Source organism: Streptomyces specialis, assembly GCF_001493375.1.
GTDB lineage: Bacteria > Actinomycetota > Actinomycetes > Streptomycetales > Streptomycetaceae > Streptomyces > Streptomyces specialis.
The window spans coordinates 58,131-77,647 of record NZ_LN929896.1 but is presented as its reverse complement, the minus strand read 5'-3'; the positions used below and the strand labels follow the sequence as shown (position 1 = coordinate 77,647).

17 protein-coding genes are annotated in these 19,517 nt (G+C 68.6%); 14 read left to right on the top strand and 3 right to left on the bottom strand.

The window, feature by feature from the left end; translation table 11 throughout:
* Positions 1-29 precede the first annotated feature (29 nt).
* Together BN2279_RS18545 and BN2279_RS18540 are read left to right on the top strand one after the other, a co-directional pair.
* Positions 30-752: a DUF5819 family protein gene (locus BN2279_RS18545; protein ID WP_159037270.1), complete on the top strand. Its 723-nt coding sequence runs from the start codon at positions 30-32 to the stop codon at positions 750-752.
* Positions 749-1,939: an HTTM domain-containing protein gene (locus BN2279_RS18540; RefSeq protein WP_104531066.1), complete on the top strand. Its 1,191-nt coding sequence runs from the start codon at positions 749-751 to the stop codon at positions 1,937-1,939. Before BN2279_RS18545 ends, BN2279_RS18540 begins: the two co-directional genes overlap by 4 nt.
* A gap of 97 nt (positions 1,940-2,036) precedes the next feature.
* Here BN2279_RS18540 and BN2279_RS29995 read toward each other — a convergent pair whose 3' ends face one another.
* Positions 2,037-3,326, bottom strand: a complete 1,290-nt coding sequence (locus BN2279_RS29995) for a DUF6801 domain-containing protein (protein WP_199827756.1) — start codon at positions 3,324-3,326, stop codon at positions 2,037-2,039.
* A 536-nt stretch (positions 3,327-3,862) separates the two neighbouring features.
* On the opposite strand from BN2279_RS29995, the gene BN2279_RS29485 reads away from it, so the two are divergent.
* Positions 3,863-5,380: a DUF6801 domain-containing protein gene (locus BN2279_RS29485; protein ID WP_159037269.1), complete on the top strand. Its 1,518-nt coding sequence runs from the start codon at positions 3,863-3,865 to the stop codon at positions 5,378-5,380.
* 297 nt (positions 5,381-5,677) lie between these two features.
* Here BN2279_RS29485 and BN2279_RS18525 read toward each other — a convergent pair whose 3' ends face one another.
* A complete protein-coding gene (locus tag BN2279_RS18525) occupies positions 5,678-6,223 on the bottom strand; it encodes a hypothetical protein (RefSeq protein ID WP_059011103.1) in 546 nt (181 codons plus the stop codon).
* Between the two features lie 135 nt (positions 6,224-6,358).
* Positions 6,359-7,633, bottom strand: coding sequence for a PucR-like N-terminal domain-containing protein (locus BN2279_RS18520; protein ID WP_059011101.1), 1,275 nt, complete (start codon positions 7,631-7,633; stop codon positions 6,359-6,361).
* Between the two features lie 574 nt (positions 7,634-8,207).
* Between BN2279_RS18520 and BN2279_RS18515 the strand changes: the two genes are divergently transcribed.
* The 11 genes from BN2279_RS18515 (at position 8,208) to BN2279_RS18465 (ending at position 19,512) form a co-directional block, all read left to right on the top strand.
* Complete coding sequence (locus tag BN2279_RS18515) at positions 8,208-9,533, top strand: DUF6801 domain-containing protein (protein ID WP_159037268.1); 1,326 nt, start codon at positions 8,208-8,210, stop codon at positions 9,531-9,533.
* Between the two features lie 19 nt (positions 9,534-9,552).
* Positions 9,553-10,539: an ABC transporter ATP-binding protein gene (locus tag BN2279_RS18510; protein WP_059011098.1), complete on the top strand. Its 987-nt coding sequence runs from the start codon at positions 9,553-9,555 to the stop codon at positions 10,537-10,539.
* The gene (locus BN2279_RS18505) at positions 10,530-11,339 is read left to right on the top strand and encodes an MlaE family ABC transporter permease (RefSeq protein WP_059011096.1); all 810 of its coding nucleotides are present in this window, start codon (positions 10,530-10,532) and stop codon (positions 11,337-11,339) included. The genes BN2279_RS18510 and BN2279_RS18505 overlap by 10 nt, the downstream gene beginning before the upstream one ends.
* A 107-nt stretch (positions 11,340-11,446) precedes the next feature.
* Positions 11,447-12,232 (top strand): MlaE family ABC transporter permease, encoded by a 786-nt coding sequence (locus tag BN2279_RS18500; RefSeq protein ID WP_059012528.1) that lies wholly within the window; start codon positions 11,447-11,449, stop codon positions 12,230-12,232.
* The gene (locus tag BN2279_RS18495) at positions 12,229-13,518 is read left to right on the top strand and encodes an MCE family protein (RefSeq protein ID WP_079032294.1); all 1,290 of its coding nucleotides are present in this window, start codon (positions 12,229-12,231) and stop codon (positions 13,516-13,518) included. Before BN2279_RS18500 ends, BN2279_RS18495 begins: the two co-directional genes overlap by 4 nt.
* A complete protein-coding gene (locus BN2279_RS18490; RefSeq protein ID WP_059011094.1) occupies positions 13,515-14,546 on the top strand; it encodes an MCE family protein in 1,032 nt (343 codons plus the stop codon). The genes BN2279_RS18495 and BN2279_RS18490 overlap by 4 nt, the downstream gene beginning before the upstream one ends.
* The gene (locus tag BN2279_RS18485) at positions 14,543-15,610 is read left to right on the top strand and encodes an MCE family protein (protein WP_059012522.1); all 1,068 of its coding nucleotides are present in this window, start codon (positions 14,543-14,545) and stop codon (positions 15,608-15,610) included. The genes BN2279_RS18490 and BN2279_RS18485 overlap by 4 nt, the downstream gene beginning before the upstream one ends.
* A complete protein-coding gene (locus tag BN2279_RS18480) occupies positions 15,610-16,668 on the top strand; it encodes an MCE family protein (RefSeq protein WP_079032398.1) in 1,059 nt (352 codons plus the stop codon). Before BN2279_RS18485 ends, BN2279_RS18480 begins: the two co-directional genes overlap by 1 nt.
* Positions 16,665-17,741 carry an MCE family protein gene (locus BN2279_RS18475; RefSeq protein ID WP_059011089.1) on the top strand — a complete coding sequence of 359 codons (1,077 nt, stop codon included), beginning with the start codon at positions 16,665-16,667 and terminating at the stop codon, positions 17,739-17,741. Before BN2279_RS18480 ends, BN2279_RS18475 begins: the two co-directional genes overlap by 4 nt.
* The gene (locus BN2279_RS18470) at positions 17,741-19,000 is read left to right on the top strand and encodes an MCE family protein (protein WP_059011087.1); all 1,260 of its coding nucleotides are present in this window, start codon (positions 17,741-17,743) and stop codon (positions 18,998-19,000) included. The genes BN2279_RS18475 and BN2279_RS18470 overlap by 1 nt, the downstream gene beginning before the upstream one ends.
* A complete protein-coding gene (locus BN2279_RS18465) occupies positions 19,000-19,512 on the top strand; it encodes a hypothetical protein (protein ID WP_059011085.1) in 513 nt (170 codons plus the stop codon). Before BN2279_RS18470 ends, BN2279_RS18465 begins: the two co-directional genes overlap by 1 nt.
* Positions 19,513-19,517 lie beyond the last annotated feature (5 nt).

Genomic DNA, 19,517 nt, shown 5'->3' with positions numbered 1-19,517 from the left:
CTTCATAGGACATGGGAGAGCCGCATAGCATGGAACCGCCCGAGGCCGCAGCGCCTAACGCCTCCACGCGCACCGGGCCACCCGGGTTCGGCGCGCTCTCGCTGCCGGGTCGTCTCACCGTGGCCTTCGCCGCGGTGGTAATCGTCCTGGCCGGCGTCTGGCATATGGGGAATATTTTCTTCTACGTCGCGCCGACGAATACTGTCTCCGACGAGTACGGCGACACGATCCGCGACTACATCAGCCCGGAATTTTCCCGGAACTGGAAGCTGTTCGCGCCGAATCCACCTCGGAGCAATATCCATGTGGAGGCCCGTGCGGAGTTCCGCCGGGACGACGGCACTCTCGACACCACTCCGTGGCTGGACATGACCCAGCAGGACATGGACGACATCGAGCACAACCTACTACCCAGCACCACCTCGCAGGCCCAACTGCGGCGTGTCTGGACCCTTTATACCGACACGCACGACGACGAGGGCCACGCCATGACGGAGAACGGGCTGCTCCTGGAGAGCTACCTGCACCGTATGGCGCTGCTGCGGCTGGGCGGGGAGGGCGGCGACATCGATATCGCCGACATCGAGCGTGTACAGGTCCGTGCCGTCACCCGGTCCATCCAGCCGCCGGGCTGGACCGGAGAGACCGTCAGCACCCTTCCGAGCTACCGCGAGCTGGACTGGTGGACCGTCCGCCCTTCGGACTACCCGGACGACGTGCGGGACGACATGAGTGACCAGGAGGCATCGTGAGCGCGACCGCCGACACCGAGAGCCGTCTGATCCGTCCCTGGCTGGAGTTGGCGGCGAGCCGCGCGTTCGGCTCCTATCAGTCAGCGATCGTCCGGATCGGCATATCGCTCACCTTCCTCTGTTATCTGCTGCGCGAGATCCCCCACCGGCACGAACTCTGGGGCCCGGACGGCCCGTGGGGCATCGACCTCGCCGAGCGGGCGGTGGCCAACTCGGACGGGTTCACCGTCCTGCTGTGGTCCGGCTCCGATCTGTGGTTCGAACTCGCCTACGCCCTGGCCGTGATCGCCTCCTTCTGCATGGTCATCGGCTGGCGCACCCGCCTCATGTCCGTCCTCTTCACGGTGATGGTCGTGTCGTTCCAGGCACGCAACCAGTACCTGATCGGCGGCGGCGAGAACATCCTCCGCATCATGGCCATCTATCTGGTGCTCACCCGCTGCGCCCAGGTCTGGTCGCTCGACGCGCGCCGCCGGGCACGTCGCGGAGAGAGATCCGTCGACGTCACGGGCATCGGCCTGTGGGTGGCGGCCGGAGCGGCGCTCGTGGCCGCCACCGTCGCCGGCCACCTGGACCGGCTGGGCTGGGGCGGCGCCCTGTGGGGCCTGTGGGCGGTACAGGCGGTGTGGTGGCTGGTCAACCGCCGGGAGAACGGCGAACCGCGCGCCGTCGCCGATATGATGGCCAACCTCGCCCACAACGCCGTTCTGTTGATCATGATGGCCGAGGTCTGCTTCGTCTACGCGACGGCCGGCTGGTACAAGATCCAGGGTTCACTGTGGCAGGAAGGCGTCGCGGTCTACTACTCGATGCGGCTGGACTACTTCTCGCCCTGGCCCGAGATCTCCGAGCAACTGTCGGACAACAGCCTGATGGTGCTGCTGATGAGCTACGGCACGGTCATCGTCCAGGTCGCCTTCCCGTTCACGGTGCTCAACCGCAAGGTGAAGAACGTGCTGCTCGGTGCCCTGATCCTGGAGCACATCGGGATCGGCATCCTGCTCGGCCTGCCGTTCTTCTCCATGGCGATGATCGCCGCCGACATCGTCTTCCTGCCCACCGTCTTCCTCCTGGCCCTGGACGGCCGGGTCCGCGGACTCTTCCGGCGCATTCCGCCGCGGCGGAAGGAGCCGGCGGACGAGCCGGCGGGAGAGAAGGAGCCGGTGCCCGAAGGTCAGCCCGCCTGACGGGAGTCGGCCCCACCGCACACGACAAGGGGCCCGGAGCGAATCCGCTCCGGGCCCCTTGTCGTGCTGTTGGGCGCGATGGTGCTGGACCGTCGGGTCAGGCGGTCTCGGTCCGGCGGGCCATCAGGCGGGGCAGAACGCGGAAGGCGGCGCCACCCGCGAGCATGGTCGCCGCGCCCACGATCATCAGCGGGGTGTTGTTCGACGAACCGGTCTGGGCGAGACCGCCGCCGCCACCGAGCTGGGTGCCGCTCACGCCACCGCTGGTGGAGGAGCCGCCGATGCTGCTCGTCCCGCCGGTGACGCTGGTGCCGTCGGTGGTGGTGCCGTCGGTGGTGGTGCCGTCGGTGGTGGTGCCGTCGGTGGTGGTGCCGTCGGTGGTGGTGCCGTCGTCGGTGGTGCCGTCGTCGGTGGTGCCGTCGTCGGTGGTGCCGTCGTCGGTGGTGCCGTCGTCGGTGGTCCCGTCGTCGGTGGTCCCGTCGTCGGTCGTGCCGTCGTCGGTCGTGCCGTCGTCGGTCGTGCCGTCGTCGGTCGTGCCGTCGTCGGTGGTCCCGTCGTCGGTCGTGCCGTCGTCGGTCGTGCCGTCGTCGGTGGTCCCGTCGTCGGTCGTGCCGTCGTCGGTGGTGCCGTCGTCGGTGGTCCCGTCGTCGGTGGTCCCGTCGTCGGTGGTCCCGTCGTCGGTCGTGCCGTCGTCGGTCGTGCCGTCGTCGGTGGTCCCGTCGTCGGTCGTGCCGTCGTCCGTGGTGCCGTCACCGCCGGTGCCGTCGGTGACCTCGAACTCGGCCAGGACGACGTCCTGACCCGGGGAGAGGGTGCAGGCGGCGTCGAAGGTCTTGAGCCCGGTCTGCGAACCGTCGGCCTTCTTCGGGGTCAGGGTCAGAAGGATGTTGCCAACGGTGATCTCGCCGTGGCCAGGCTCGCTGAAGCTGATCTCCGGAGCGTCGCCACCGGCGGTGATGTCGAACTCCGTGTACGGCGGCGCCGGCGGGATGTCCTGCTTCGGAACCGTGATCGGCACCTCGAGCGGCAGCTCGAAGCCGGGGGCGGTGATGTTCGCGTTGGCGACAGCGCTGCCCTCGATGGTGGTGGCGGCCACCGTCTTCAGACCCTGGTGCGTCTTGGCGTTCACCGTGGTGATCGCCTCGATCGCGATCGGCGGCGTCATCTCACCGACCGCGATGCTGCTGGGGATGTCCGAGTTGATCTCCACGCTGATCGGCTGCGTGCCGATGAGCGGGAACGGACACTTGTACTCCAGCGTCAGAGAAACCGGCTCCGCCGAGGCCGTGCCCATCCCGGCGACGACCATGAACCCGCCGGCGGCGACAGTGGACGCGGCCAGGGCCGCGGCAGCCCTGGTCCTTCCCGATTTCTTGTGAGTAGCCATCTAGAGCCCTTCATCTTCGCCCATTGACACGAGTGTGAATCCCGAGCCCCCGGAAAACCTCGTTGTGGTGCATCCCACCCGGCCACTTACGTTGCGGACCGGTAAACTACTCACGGGTATCCAGTGGGGTCAAGGGTTGTGACCCCCTCTTGGTGATTTGTCATCCGGGTGAGTACTCCGTCCCCGGAATTTGTCATCCGGTGCTCAATCCGTCGCGCCAGGCCGCAAGGCGGCGCCAGACATGGCACGTTGGCCTCCTGTGATGAAGGAGGCGTGTGTCGTTGCTCACCCGGCCACAAGAAAAGGCCCTGTTCAGGATGGCCGGGCGAGATTGCTGTGACACACCTTGACCGCCGAAATACCGGGAAGTAGTTTACGGCCCGGAAACGTGGTCGGATCGGTTTATCCGAGCGATTACGTGCTCAGTAGGCGATCCGTTCTCAGCGAAGCGAGCGGCATCACTCGGTGTCTCTCTCTCGCTACACGAGAGGTAGCTCATGGGAGCTCATACGAGGAAAGCACGACGGATTAAGGCGGTGTCGGCGGTTTCCGCCTCCCCCCCCGTCGGGGGCGGGCTCATCGCCCTGGCCGGAAACTCCGCATCCGCGGACCCGGTCTCCCTGACGTTGGAGTACACGTGTCCGTTCCCGCTCATCGGCACGCAGCCGATCAGCGTGGAGATCAACTCGGACATACCCAGCAGCATCGCGGTCGGCGAAATGACGCCGCCCATCGAGATCGAGGCGATCACCACGGTGAACGCCAAGACGCACCAGGGTCTGAAGACGGTGGCCGCCACCACCATCGAGGGCAGCGCGATCGCCAACGCGAACATCGCCGCCCCCGGCTTCGACCTGCCGCTCGAGGTGCCGATCGAGGTCCCGAAGCAGAACATCCCGCCGGCTCCGCCGTACACGGAGTTCGACATCACCGCTTCGGGTAACGCTCCGGAGATCAGCTTCAGCGAGCCCGGCCAGGGTGAGATCACCGTCGGCAACATCGTGCTGACGCTCACCCCGCGCAAGGCCGACGGTAACCCCACCGGTCTGAAGACCTTCGAGTCGGCCTGCACCCTGGTGGCGGGTCAGGACGTCGTCCTGGCCCAGTTCGAGGTCACCGACGGCACCGGCGGTGACGGTACCGACGACGGCACCGTTGATGGCACCGACGACGGGACCGTGGACGGTACCGACGACGGCACCGTTGATGGCACCGACGACGGGACCGTGGACGGTACCGACGACGGCACCGTTGATGGCACCGACGACGGCACTGTGGACGGTACCGACGACGGCACCGTTGATGGCACCGACGACGGGACTGTGGACGGTACCGACGACGGCACCGTTGATGGCACCGACGACGGGACTGTGGACGGTACCGACGACGGGACTGTGGACGGTACCGACGACGGCACCGTTGATGGCACCGACGACGGGACTGTGGACGGTACCGACGACGGCACCGTTGATGGCACCGACGACGGGACTGTGGACGGTACCGACGACGGCAGCACCGACGGCACCGACGGTGGCAGCGGCGAGCCGATCGAGTACGGCTACAACCTGGAAGGCACGTCGCACATCGGCACCCCGAACGGCGACGTCCCGATCCGTGGTGACCTGGACGCCCTCTTCGACCTGGAGTCCGGCGAGTTCGACGCCGAGCTGAACCTGGCGAAGACCTCCGGCAGCTTCAAGCTCCTCGGCTTCCTTCCGTCCACCGCGGACATCGCCTTCGAGCAGGTCGGTTCCACCACCGGCACGCTGCAGGAAGGTGTGCTGAACTCCAGCTCCACCATGAACATCCTGCTTCCGTCCGTGAAGCTGTTCGGCATCCCGGTCGGTGGCGGCGCCACCTGCAAGACCGTCGAGCCGTCCGTGATCGACCTGCACTCGACCGCGGACTTCTTCGACCCGCTGTCGGGTGGCGAGCTGGTCGGCGAGTACGCCCTCTCCGCCGTCCAGGGCTGCGGTCCGCTGAACGACTTCATCAGCCCGTTCATGGCCGGTGCCAACAACACCCTCACCATCAACCTGACCCCGAAGTCCTAATTCGGAATCAGGACAGGTGAAATAGCACCACCGATAAACTAGCCGGCCCCCGTCGCATCCGCGGCGGGGGCCGGTTATCGTTCGTGCCGATTCATGGTCCGACGACCCGGGCCCGACGCGTACAGGTGATGTGTACGGACGATTCACACCGGCCATCGGCGAGACCATTCACGCGGGCGACGCGGAAGTGGCGATGGCGAGCGCGGCGAGCGGGGCGAGCGTGGGTGTGAGCCGGGCAAGCAATCGGCCCCCGCCGCGTTCTGCGGCAGGGGCCGGTCACCGTGGTCGAGGCCGGGGTCAGACCTGCTGGCAGTTCTCCGCCTCCTCCAGGGCCGCCACGACGTCGGGGTTGTTGCGGAACGTCTCCTCGGGGCCCCCGTAGGCCTGGAGGTCCGTCATGCTCTCGCCGGCCTCCGTCAGCGCGGCTTCGAGACTGGCCGGGTCCTCGCTGACCTCGGCCTCCTCAAGGGAGGCGGTGGCCGAGGCGACGGCGTCCCTGGCTTCGTTGAGCTGCTCCATGGCCACGTCGTACGTCTCCTGGCCATTCACGACGGGAGGCGGCCCGTCGCTCTCGATGCCCTGGGCGAGGGTGTCGAGCTGCTCCGACAGGCTGGCGAGGAACCCCACGTAGTCGTCCCTGGTCTCCTGGGGGTCGGTGGAGCCGGTTTCGGGAAGGTTCAGAGCCTCCGAGCCTTCCCGAATGTGACCGCAGAAGCTTTCGGCCCACTCAAGGGCTTCCGAATCGACAGCCGATTCGTCGTCTTTGCTATCCGAGCCACAGCCGACCAGCGTCATCCCGGCCACCGACACCAGCGTCAGACCGGTAATCAGACGTCGCACCATATTCCTCTCCTTCGTGAATTGGTGAGCGCTGGACGACGCTACTTACCCGCGAGTTCGAGGACAAGGTTCCGTACCCGGAATTGCGGCGCTCAGGCCCCGTTTGTCATCCGGTGACAAAGGGGGGTCCGGGTGTTGTCAGCCGTAGGTGCGGCTCAGCGAACGGTCCTGCGACGGCCGGAGCTGCCGCGCCAGCGGCAGGACGGTGGCCTTCTCACGGAGCCGCAGAGCCCGCAGGACGGATTCCGTGGCGAACCGCTGGTCGGGGTCGCTCAGTCGCCGGGAGCCGAAGATGCGCTCCAGGTTGCGCATCCGGTACCGGACCGTCTGCGGATGCAGGTGGAGCAGGTCGGCCATCTCGACCGCGTTGCCCCGGGTCGTGTGCCAGGCGCGCAGCGTCTCGATGAGGCGCTCACGCTGGGTCTCGGTGAGTTCCGCCAGCGGCGCGAGCTGCCTGCGGGCGAGCTGCTCCGTCAGAGCCGGGTCGGCCAGCAGCCAGAGCGTGACCAGATGCTCGTCGCACTCGATGAGCGGGCCGGCCTCGATGATGCCGGTCTCGGCCAGTTGCAGGGCCTGACGGGCCCAGCGCAGCGAGTCGCCGGCGTCGTCGAGCGGCACGGTGAGCCCGATGACCGCGCGGGTGCTGGAGAGCGCGCTCTCCAGCGAGGCGTGGCGCAGGTCGTCCATCGGCCCGGGGATCAGGAGGTGCGGCTGCGGGTCGGTCAGGTCGACGAGCGCGTCGGCGTCCAGTTCCTCCCGCATGAGCTGCGGGTCGGGCGCCAGGGCGACGAGGGTGACCTCGTCGGGCAGCGGCCAGCCCGTGCGCTCGGCCAGCTCGGTGACCTTCGCCCGCGGAGCCGCGGGACCGGCGAGCACCAGGCGCAGCAGGCGCCGGCGCTCGTTCTCCATCTGTTCGTTCAGCTCGGTCTGCGCCTTGATGGCCACGTATCCCTCGCGGGAGACCTCCACCAGCTCGTCCACATAAGCGAACAGGGCGTCCGCGAAGGACAGCATCAGGCTGGGGGACAGGCTGTAGCGCTTGCCGATCCGCTTGGCGCGGCGGAGGGCGACCCGGGCCCCGATCTGGAACGAGGCCCGCAAGGTGTCCAGGGAGTGGCCCGACAGCGCTTCGCAGCGGCCGAGCCTCCTGCACATCTCGTCGCGCCGTGCCGTCGAGGAGGAGGGATCGTTCACCTGCTCCACGAATGTGATGAGAATCTGTTCGACACATGCTTGGATGGCCCTGCCGTACGGGCCGTTCAGGAACTTGGTGTGCTCCGGTATGGCTCGCCGGATCTCCTCACCTATCTCACGGATGAGGCTCGGGAGCTCCGGCCGCATGATCGTCGCGAGCTCCTTGGGAATCGGACCCAGTGGCTCGAACACCTCTGGCTTGGTCGCGCTGGTAGTCATATCTCGCCCCTCACTCCGCCCAGGGCGGACCCCGACAGCCGGATGGCCTGCGTCGATCCGGTCGACGGCGTCCGCGGATCGTCTTTGATCGCGGCCGGTGGCTCCGCCGCGTCAACGTCCATAGGCGCGCCGTAGCTCGCAGCAACATAGACCACGATGGGGCCATAGCGCAGTAGTTAGGACATGCCGAACTACGATCAAGCGGCTGCGCGCGGTGTCAACCCGCCGGTAGGAACATGCTCATCCCCTGACAAGATGCCCCAGGAGACCCCCTCAGCGGACGACAGGACAAATCTTCGCCTCGAAAGTCTTACGTGGATTCTTGTTGAGGACCATTGCGCTTGAGGTTACCCGTACGTAACGTCCCATCCGCGAGTTGCCGCCGGAGCCAATCGCCCCCGGTCGGAAGCCCGCTCGCGCAATACCACGTCCGGGTCGGTCGTCGCCGAGGAGACTAAAGATGCAAGGTGCATTCAACCGACGTCGAGCGGTGCGCTTCGCCGCTGTCGCCGGAGTCGGTGCCCTGGTCATCGGCTTCTTCCAGGCCCAGGGCTCAGCCAGTGACAACCAGGACGTGGACAAGACGGTCGTCTACCAGTGCGTCTTTCCCTCAGGTAGCCGGGCGGTCGAGGTTGGCTTCGCCGGCGTCTTCCCCGTGGCCGGCGAGGCCGGCCGCCCGTTCACCCCTGGTGACATGACCGTGCGCGCGACCCTGCCGCAGGACGTGACCGGGGACCTGCTGACTTCCGGAGCCGAGACCTTCGGCAGCGAGGCCGCACTCACCACGACCGTCACGCAGAACGGCGGAACCACGTCGGCCCAGTGGCCCGCGCTCAGCGCGGAGCTCGCCACCGTGCCGCCCGCCGGCCAGGACCTGTCGCTGACGTACCAGGGCACCGGCCCCGAGATCACCCCCGCCGTCGCCGGCGACGTGACCTTCTCGGCCGGCGATCTGGTCCTCACCTTCCAGGTCGACGGCGCCGATTCCCCCGCACCCGTCGAGTGCGCCCCCGACCCGGCCCAGGCGGAGGAAGACCTCCGCCTGGCCACGGTCGAGGTCTCCGGCGGCGAGGAGGAAGAGGCGACAGAAGAAGGGGAATCAACCCCCGAGATCGAGGGCCAGGCCCGCGAGGGCGCGGAGGACAACCCCGAAGCGGACGCCCAGGCCGACGAGGTCCGCCCGCTGCTGGAAGACTGTCCGGACCTTCCGGCTTCCGTTCAGCCGGATCCGGATCGTCTCCCCGAGGGCATCAGGCTGCCGGATCCGTCGCCGGATGCCGGCGAGGTCTCCGAGGGGACGCCCTACTGCACCTACGCCGTAGGGTTCGCCGACGTCACCAAGCAGAACGGCGCCGCGATCGTCAACGACCCGTCGCAGAACCCCAGGGCAGGCAGTGTGCGGGCCGCCATGTGGGTCTATCCGGATGAGGACAGCGGACAGTTCGTGCAGGGCACAGTGGTGCAGCTCGACTTCGCGCCGGTCCGGTCCACGTTCCTCAGCTTCGGATTCGCGCCGGTCACCGCGACCGTCGCGTTCGACGCGGAACCGGCATCGGTCTTCACCGTTGGTGAGACGACTACCGTCGGCTACTACCAGACGCTGCGCGTTTCCGATGTAGAGATCAATGGAGTGCCGCTCGACGTCGGTCCGAACTGCCGGTCGGCCCGGCCTATGGATACTGTCCTCACGGCCGGTTCCGGTTACGACCTGTTCATGGGCGGTCCGCTCAGCGGCGAGGTCGAGATTCCCCCCTTCACCGGCTGCGGATCGAACGGTGAAGATCTCGACCCGCTCCTGACCGCCACGATCTCCGGTCCCGGCAACGCCCTCAAGTTCAACCAGGGGCCGCTGTGCGACCCTTGCACAGCGAACGACATCCCTAGTCTGCCCGAGCACTGATTCATCCCCGGGAGGTGTGATGGGTACTGAAGTCATCATTGAAGGTCTGACGAAGTCCTTCGGAAAGCAGAACATCTGGGAAGATGTGACGCTTACCCTGCCTGCGGGTGAGGTCAGTGTCATGCTCGGCCCGTCCGGTACCGGCAAGACCGTCTTCCTGAAGTCCCTGGTCGGGCTTCTGCGGCCGGAGCGCGGGCGTGTGCTCGTCGATGGCGTGGACATGGTCAACAGCCCGGTCAAGGACGTGTTCGAGGCCCGCAAGAAGTTCGGCCTCATGTTCCAGGACGGCGCGCTGTTCGGGTCCATGACCCTCTTCGACAACATCGCGTTCCCGCTTCGTGAGCACACGAAGAAGAAGGAATCCGAGATCCGCAAGATCGTCATGGAGCGGATGGAGATGGTCGGCCTCGGCAACGCCGACCGCAAGCTCCCCGGCGAGATATCCGGCGGTATGCGCAAGCGTGCCGGTCTGGCCCGCGCGCTGGTGCTGGACCCGCAGATCATTCTCTGTGACGAGCCGGACTCCGGCCTCGACCCCGTGCGTACTTCGTACCTCTCGCAGCTCCTGATCGATCTCAACGCGCAGATCGACGCGACGATGCTGATCGTCACGCACAACCTGGAGATCGCGAACACCGTGCCCGACAACATGGGCATGCTCTTCCGCCGCAGGCTCGTCACCTTCGGCCCGCGCGAACTGCTCCTCACCAGCACCGAGCCCGTCGTGGCCCAGTTCCTCAGCGGCAGCCGCGCCGGCCCCATCGGCATGGCCGAGGAGAAGGACGCCGCCACCATCGCGATGGAGACCCGCAACGGCCTCACCGCGATCCGGCCCGACCAGATACGGGCCGTCGCCCCGCAACTGGAGCCGACGCCCGGCCTGCCGCCCCGGATGGCCGTGCTGCGCCGCAAGAAGCGGGTGATGAGCATGCTCAACCAGATGCCCGACGCCGCCCGCCGCGCCGTCGAGGAGAACCTGCTGCCCAGCGGAGGACAGTGGCAGTGACCGCTCCTTCCGTGAAGGCGCCCAGGCGACCGCTGCCAGGGCTCGGCCTGCTCCGGCAGACCGGGGACATGTTCCTCCTGGCGCTGTCCGTCCTGAAGCTCATGTTCAAACGGCCCTTCCAGGTCCGTGAGTTCATCGAGCAGTTCTGGTTCATCGCGAGTGTGACGATCCTGCCGGCGTGTCTGGTCGCCATTCCGTTCGGCGCCGTGATCGCGCTCCAGGTCGGTTCGCTCACCGAGCAGTTCGGCGCCCAGTCGTTCACCGGTGGCGCCAGCGTCCTCGCCGTGCTCCAGCAGGCCAGCCCGCTCATCGTGGCCCTGCTGGTGTCCGGCGTGGCCGGCTCGGCGATCTGCGCCGACCTGGGCTCCCGCAAGATCCGCGAAGAACTGGACGCCATGGAGGTCATGGGCGTCTCCCCGGTGCAGCGCCTCATCGTTCCCCGCGTGCTGGCCACCGTCCTCGTCGCCGTGCTTCTCAACGGCCTCGTGTCGGTGGTCGGCACGGTCGGCGGCTACTTCTTCAACGTGGTGCTGCAGGAAGGCACGCCCGGCGCCTACGTGTCGAGCTTCAACTCGCTCGCCCAGCTCCCCGACATCTACGTCAGTGAGCTGAAGGCCATCATCTTCGGGTTCGTCGCCGGAATCGTCGCCGCCCACCGCGGCCTCAACCCCAGCGGCGGCCCGAAGGGTGTCGGCGACGCCGTGAACCAGTCCGTCGTCATCTCCTTCACGCTGCTGTTCGGGATCAACCTGATCATGACCGCCATCTATCTGCAGATCGTCCCGCCGAAGGGAGGCTGACCGTGGCACTGCTGGACAAGAACCAGGACACCGCGGAGCTGCCCCCCACCGGGGGCGGATCCGCCAGGCCGCCGCGCCGGTTCGGCGCGGACCGGCTCTTCTCCTGGCTGGAGAAGCCCGGCGACCAGCTCATCTTCTACGTGCGCGCGATCCTGTGGATGCCGCGCGCCACGCGCCGCTACTTCAAGGAGGTCCAGCGCCTCCTCGCGGAAGTCGCGTTCGGCTCCGGTGGCCTCAGCGTCATCGGCGGCACGATCGGTGTCATGGTCGCCCTGACCCTGGCCACCGGCATGGTCGTCGGCCTCCAGGGCTACGCCGCGCTGAACCAGATCGGCACCGAGGCCCTCACCGGCTTCGTGTCGGCCTACTTCAACACCCGCGAGATCGCGCCGCTGGTCGCCGGGCTCTGTCTGTCCTCCACCATCGGCGCCGGGTTCACCGCCCAGCTCGGCGCGATGCGCATCAACGAGGAAGTCGACGCGCTGGAGAGCATGGGCGTGCGCAGCATGCCCTACCTCGTCAGCACCCGCCTGGTGGCCGGCGTCATCGCGATCATCCCGCTGTACGCCATCGGGCTCCTCAGCTCCTACCTGGCGTCCCGCACCGTCACGATCATCTCGGCCGGGCAGTCCACGGGCACCTACGACCACTACTTCAATCTGTTCCTGTCGCCCACGGACGTCCTGCTGTCCTTCATGAAGGTCATCCTCTTCAGCGTGCTGGTCATCCTGGCCCACTGCTACTACGGCTTCAACGCGTCCGGCGGCCCCGCCGGCGTCGGCGTCGCCGTGGGCCGCTCGGTCCGTACCGCGATCGTGCTGATCGGCATCACCGACTTCTTCCTCAGCCTGGCCGTGTGGGGAACGACGACGACCGTGCGAGTGACCGGATGACGACGATACTGCGCCCCACCGCCCCCCAGCCGGCCGTGCCGTCCCCCGCGGGACCACGCCTCCGGCGCTCGGACACCGGACGCCGACGCCTCGCCGGTGTCGCGTTCCTGCTGATCCCCGCCCTGCTGATCTGGCTGTGCGTGGCGGTCTACAACAAGGAGTTCACCGACGTCGATCTGGTCGTCGTCGAGACCGATGTCGCGGGCAACGACATGCGCCCGCACGCCGACGTGAAGCTGCGCGGGGTCATCGTCGGGGAGGTGCAGGACGTCACCGCGGACGCCGACGGCGCCACGCTGACCCTGGCCATGAAGCCCGGTTCGATGGACGACATTCCCGCCGACGTCTCCGCGCAGCTTCTGCCCACCACGCTGTTCGGTGAGCGGTACGTCGCGCTGATCCCCGCCGCGGACGCCGGACCGAGCACGCTCGCCGAGGGCACCGTCATCACGCAGGACCGCAGCTCCAACGCGATCGAGATCAACGACGCCCTGGACAACCTGCTGCCCGCGCTGAACGCCCTCCAGCCGCAGAAGATGTCCTCCATCCTCACCGCGATGGCGACCGCGCTCGACGGCCGGGGCACCGACCTCGGCGAGACGATCGTGACGCTCGACCAGCAGCTCGCCGTGATCAACCCGCAGCTCCCGGCGCTCAACGAGGACATCAGCCGGCTCGTCGAGGTCAGCAACCTCTACGCCGACACCGCGCCGGACATCGTGGACGCGCTCAACGACTTCTCGGTCACCAGCGCCACCATCGCCGAGGAGCGCGGCAACCTCAGCTCGCTGTACCAAGCGGTGACCACCACCTCGCAGGACCTCAACACCTTCCTGCGCTCGAACCAGGAGAACATCATCCGCCTGGCCGAAACCAGCCGCCCGACCCTGGACCTGCTGCGGGAGTACTCCCCGTCCTTCCCCTGCACGCTCCAGATGCTCTCGGACTTCGTGCCCGTCATGGACCAGGCCCTGGGCGCGGGCACCAACGAGCCGGGCCTGCACATCAACGTCCAGACCGTTCCGTCCCGGGGCGCCTACGGCCCCGGTGACACGCCGAGCTACGGCGCCGGCGGCGGACCCCAGTGCTACGGCACGCCGTACGTCAGCGGCGCCACGTTCCAGGGCACCGAGGGCGGTCTGGGTCTGCCCAACTCCGAGCAGGAGAGCGAGCTGGTGAACGAGCTGCTGGCCGCCGACGGCGGCACCGCGGCCGCCGACCTGCCGGAGTGGTCGAGCCTGCTGGCCGGCCCGGCGTTCCGCGGGACGGAGGTGGAGCTCCGGTGAACCGCGCAGGCATAGCCTCCCCGCTGATCAAGTCGCTGATCTTCGTCCTGGTCACCGCGCTGTCCACCCTGGTGCTCGCCGTCAGCGTCGGCAGCAGCGGTGTCGGCGAGGCGGAGTCGTACCGGGCCGTCTTCACCGACACCACCGGTCTGGCCGACGGCGACAGCGTCCGCATCGCGGGCGTGCAGGTCGGGGAGGTCACCGGGATCGAGGTCATCGACCGCCGGTACGCCGAGGTGACCTTCACGGTGGAGAAGGGCCGCGAGCTGCCGTCGTCCGCGACGGCCGCCGTCCGCTACCTCAACATGGTCGGCCAGCGGTACATCTCCCTCGGGCAGGGCACCGGCGAGGTCGGCAGCAGCATGGAGCCCGGCGAGACCATCCCGCTGGAACGCACCACGCCCGCGCTGGACCTGACGCAGCTCTTCAACGGGTTCCAGCCGCTGTTCCGGGGCCTCGACCCGGAGGAGACGAACCAGCTCGCCGCAGAGATCGTCCAGGTGCTCCAGGGCGAGGGCGGCACCATGACCAGCCTGCTCAGCCACGTCGGGTCGCTCACCACGACCCTGGCGGCCGAGGACGAGGTGATCGGCGAGGTGATCGAGAACCTCAACACCGTCCTGGACACCCTCAACGAACGCGAAGAGGACTTCACCGAATTGGTTGCCACGACGCAGGAGCTGGTCTCCGGATTCGCCGCGGACCGCGAGCCGCTGGGCGACGCGATCCAGGCGATGGGCGACCTCTCCGTCAGCACGGCGGGACTCCTGGAGGAGAGCCGTGAGCCGCTCCGGCAGGACATCGCCGAGTTGGGCCGGCTCTCCGGCAACCTCGCGGAGAACGCCCCGCTCCTGGAGAACTTCCTCCAGAACACGCCCGAGAAGATGGAGTCGATCGCCCGGCTCGCCTCCTACGGCTCGTGGTTCAACGCCTACCTCTGCGAGGCGACCGTGACCGGCGTGTCCACCTGGGACGGCAGCAGCCCGCCCACCGGCCTGCCCATCACCGAATCGCGGTGCCGGTCATGAGCGGCACCAGGCGGCTGCGACCGCCGCGCTTCGGCGCCCTGCGCGGCCGGATCAAGCCGCTCAACGAGTGGAACACGCTGGTCGTCGGCGTCGTCGGCCTCACGCTGTGCGCCCTGCTCTGCCTCGGCGCCTACCGCGCCGACTCGCTGCCGCTGATCGGCGGCGGCACCGAGTACACCGCGGACTTCACCGAGGCCGCCGGTCTGCGGACCGGCGACGAGGTGCGGATCGCGGGCGTGCGGGTCGGTGAGGTCACCGGTGTCGATCTCGACGGCGACCGGGTGAAGGTCAGCTTCCGCGTCGAGGACGCCTGGGTGGGCGACTCCAGCCGCGTCGCCATCGGCATCAAGACGCTGCTGGGCTCGAAGTACCTGGCCCTGGACCCGCTCGGCTCCGAGGAGCAGGACCCGGACGAGCGGATCCCCTCGTCCCGGACCGCCTCGCCGTACGACGTGACCGAGGCGTTCCAGCAGTTGGGCGAGCAGGTCGGCGAGCTGGACACCGACGCCATCGCGGAGAGCTTCGCGACCATCGCGGACACCTTCGAGAACACCTCGCCCGAGGTCGGTGACGTCCTGGAGGGCATGTCCGCCCTGTCGGAGACCATCGCCTCCCGCGACGCCGAGCTGGCGAACCTCCTGGAGAGCGCCGATGTCGTCTCCGGGGTCCTCGCCGAGCAGAGCGACGCGTTCGAGACGCTGATCCAGGACGGCAACGTGCTGCTGGAGGAGGTCCGGCAGCGGCGCGACGCCATCCACGCGCTGTTCGTCAACACCGGGCAGCTCAGCGAGACCCTCAGCGGCATCGTCGAGGACAACAACGCGCAGATCCAGCCCACGCTGGACGCCCTCAACCAGGTCACCGACGTGCTGCTGGACAACCAGGAGCAGCTCGACGCCGTGCTGGCCACGGCCGGCCCGTACTACCGGCTCGTCGGCAACACCGTCGGCAACGGCCAGTGGCTCGACATCTACGCCTGCGGCCTCGTGCCGTCCAGCTACATGCCCCCCGGCACCGCACCCGAGTCCGGTTGCATGCCGCCCAGGCCCGGAGGCGGTCAATGATGACGTTCTTCAAGCGCAAGCGCGTCGTGATACCCCTGGTGGGCATCGTGCTGGCGTTCCTGCTGGGCTGGGGCACCGGCCTGATCAGCATCGGCGGCGGGGGCGGCAAGACGATCACGGCCTTCTTCGACCGGGCCGTCGGCGTCCACGAGGGCTCCGACGTCCGCGTGCTGGGCGTCAAGGTCGGCTCGGTGCAGGCCGTGGAGCCGGAAGGCACCCAGGTCCGGGTCCAGCTCCGCGTCGACGACGGGGTGAAGATCCCGGCGGACGCCGAGGCGCTGGTCATCTACCCGAGCATCGTCGCCGACCGGTACATCCAGCTCACCCCGGCCTACACCGAGGGCGCGGAGATCGAGAACCGGGCCGTCATCCCCCTGGAGCGGACCGCCGTGCCGCTCGAGGTGGACGACCTGTACGAGAGCCTCACGTCCCTCAGCGACGCCCTCGGCCCCGAGGGCGCCAACCAGAACGGCGCGCTGTCCGACATGCTGGACGTCGGCGCCGAGAACCTGGTGGGCAACGGTCAGGCCCTGGGCTCGACCATCGAGCAGTTCGGCGCCGCGGCCGGCACCCTGGCCGACAGCAGCGACGACCTGTTCGGCACCATCGTGAACCTCCAGCAGTTCACCAGCATGCTCAGCGAGAACGACGACGGCGTCCAGCAGGCGGAGCAGCAGCTCGCCGAGGTCGCCGGCTTCCTCGCCGAGGACAGCGACGAGCTGGGCCAGTCCCTGGAACTGCTCGGCACCGCCCTCGGCCAGGTCGAGACGTTCATCGGCGACAACCGTGAGGCGCTGGCCGCCAACGTCAACGACCTCGCCGCGGTCACCCAGACCCTCGTGGACCAGCGCGCGTCGCTGGCCGAGATGATGGACACCGCGCCGCTGGCCCTGGACAACGTCCTCAACGCCTACAACCCGAGCACCGGCACGTTCGACACGCGTGCCAACCTCAACGAGGTGAGCATGATCCCGGTCACCAACTCCGCGCAGACGCAGTTCGTCCCGCTGGCCGCGGAGGGCTCGGTCTACCGCTTCGACGAGGGGACCGGCCAGTGAAGCGCGGACCACGGATAGCCGCCGGGGCCGGCGCGGTCGGCCTCGCGGTGATCGTCGTCGTCACGGCGTCCAGCGTGAACCTGTCGGAGCTGCCGACGGTGGCGGACCTGCCGCTGCCCGGCGGCGCCGACCTCGGCAGCCACCCGTACACCATCACCGCCGAGTTCGAGGACGTGCTCAGCCTCGTGCCGCACTCGACGGTCAAGGTCAACGACGTGGCCGTGGGCCGGGTCACCGAGATCGGCATCTCCGACGACGGCTGGAACGCCCTGGTCACCATGGAGGTCAACGGCGACATCGAGCTGCCCGCGAACGCCTTCGCCTCGGTCGAGCAGGCGAGCCTGCTCGGCGAGAAGTTCGTCCAGCTCTCCTCGCCCGAGGAGGCCGAGGGCAGCCTGGAGAACGGCGCCGTGATCCCCGTCGCCAACACCAACCGGAACGCCGAGGTGGAGGAGGTCTTCGGGGCGCTGTCCCTTGTCCTCAACGGCGGTGGCGTCGACCAGATCCAGACCATCAGCGAGGAACTCAACAACGCGCTGGAGGGCAACGAGGACGAGACCCGCTCGGTGCTGGACCAGCTCGACGTCTTCATCGGCAACCTGGACGAGCACCGCGAGGACATCACCGACGCGCTGCACGGCATGGACCGGCTCACCTCCACCCTCGCCGCGCGGGACCAGGCCATCGGGGACGCCCTGGAGAACCTGGCCCCCGGCCTGGAAGTCCTCGCGGAGCAGCGGGAATCGCTGATGACCATGCTCGACTCCCTCGACCAGCTCGGGGACGTCGCCATCGACACCATCAACCAGAGCGCCGACGACATCGTCGCCGACCTGGAGGCCCTCGCGCCGACCCTGCGGAACCTGGCCGACGCCGGCCAGGCCCTGCCGGAATCCCTCGAAGTGCTCGCCACCTACCCGTTCACCGACGAGGTCATGAACGGTATCCGGGGCGACTACCTCAACGCCTACCTGACCCTCGCGGCCGAGCCCGGCACGGAGATCGTGCCGCCGGTCGGCTCCAGCACGCGCAGCAGCTCGCTGCCCCTGCCCTCCGTGGGAGGGGATGACTGATGCTCACACTCGCAATCCGCCTGAAGATCGTCGCGTTCCTGGTGATCGGCGCCGTCGCCTGCGGCTACCTCGGCGTCAACTACGCCGACGTCGGCCGGTACGTCGGCATCCGCGACTACTTCGAGATGAAGGTCGAACTCGCCGAGACCGGCGGCCTCTACCCCAACGCGGACGTCACCTACCGGGGCGTGTCCGTGGGGCGGATCGGTTCCATCGAGCTGACCGAGGACGGCGTCGAGGCCACCGTCCGCATCAACAAGTCGGCCCCCGACATCCCCGCCGACTCGACGGCCACGGTCGCCAGCCTGTCCGCCATCGGCGAGCAGTACCTCGACCTGCGCCCGCGCACCGACAGCGCGCCGTACATCGACAGCGACACGGTCATCCCGGTCGGCGACACCGAGACCCCGGCGCCCGTCACCGACATGCTCAGCAGTCTCAACGACATGGTGGAGTCCGTGCCGCTGGACTCGCTTCGGACCGTCATGGACGAGCTGGGCACCGCGCTGGAGGGCCAGGGCGAGAACCTCGGCGACATGCTGGACGCCGAGCACGAGTTCGTGCAGGCCGCCGACGAGGCCCTGCCGGAGACCGTGGAACTCGTCGTGGACTCCCAGACCGTCCTGGCGACGCAGGCCGAACAGGGTGACGCGCTGCGCGAGTTCGCCGCCGGGGCCGCCGAACTGAGCGCCCAGCTCGCGGACTCCGACAGCGACCTGCGGAACGTCATCGAGGCCGCCCCCGGCGCCGCCGCGCAGGTCTCCGGCCTGCTGCGGGACGTCGACCCCGGCCTGAGCGTGCTCGTCGCGAACCTGCTGACCACCTCCGACCTGATGGTGACCCGGCAGAACGGCTTCGAGCAGCTCCTCGTCCAGGCGCCGCGCGTGGTGGCCGCCGGTTCGACCGCGGTCACGCCCAACGGTGTCAACGCGGGCATGGCCGTCACGTTCTTCCAGCCGCTGCCCTGCACCCAGGGTTACGGCGGGACGACGTACCGCAACGGTCTGGACACGTCGTCCGCGCCGTTGAACACTGAGGCGTCATGCACCGCATCGCCCAGCAGCGGCCAGAACGTCCGCGGCTCCCAGAACGCCCCGTACGGCGGCGGCGTGCCCGACCCGGCTGTCCCCGGCTCGCTGCGGGCGGGCGGCGGCGGCGAGCTGCCGGGCGCCCTGGGCCTGCCCGGCACCGGCGGGGACTCCGGCTCCGACTCCGGTTCCTCCGGGATGGGTGACCTGCTGGGGATGGGAGGCAACTGATGAGCCTGGTCCGCAAGGCGCTGGTGTGGGTCGTGGCGGCGGCGATCGTGGTGTTCACCGCGTACTCGGCGTACAGCTACTGGGACACCAGCGGCGACGAGCCGCTGGAGTTCGCCAAGACCCGCGACGCCGTGCTGGACGCGGGGGAGCGGCACATCGAGCGGCTCAACAGCATGGACGCCGACGACGTCGAGGACGGCCTCGCCGCGTGGCTGGACGCCACCGGCGGCGCCCTGCACGAGGAGCTGGCGCGGGAGAACGACGAGAGCGCCGAGGTGCTGACCGAGGTCGGCACCACCACCCGCGCCACCGTCACCGACGCCGCCCTGCTCCAGCTCGACACCAGGGCCGGAACCGCCCGCATGATCGCCAGCGTCCGGGTCGAGTCCACCCCGCGCGGCGGGGAGGCGACCACCGACCGCAAGCGGTTCGAGGCCGGTCTCGGCCACACCGACGACGGCTGGAAGCTCACCTCCCTCACCGCGCTCACCACCGCCGCGGACGAGAGCTGACCGGG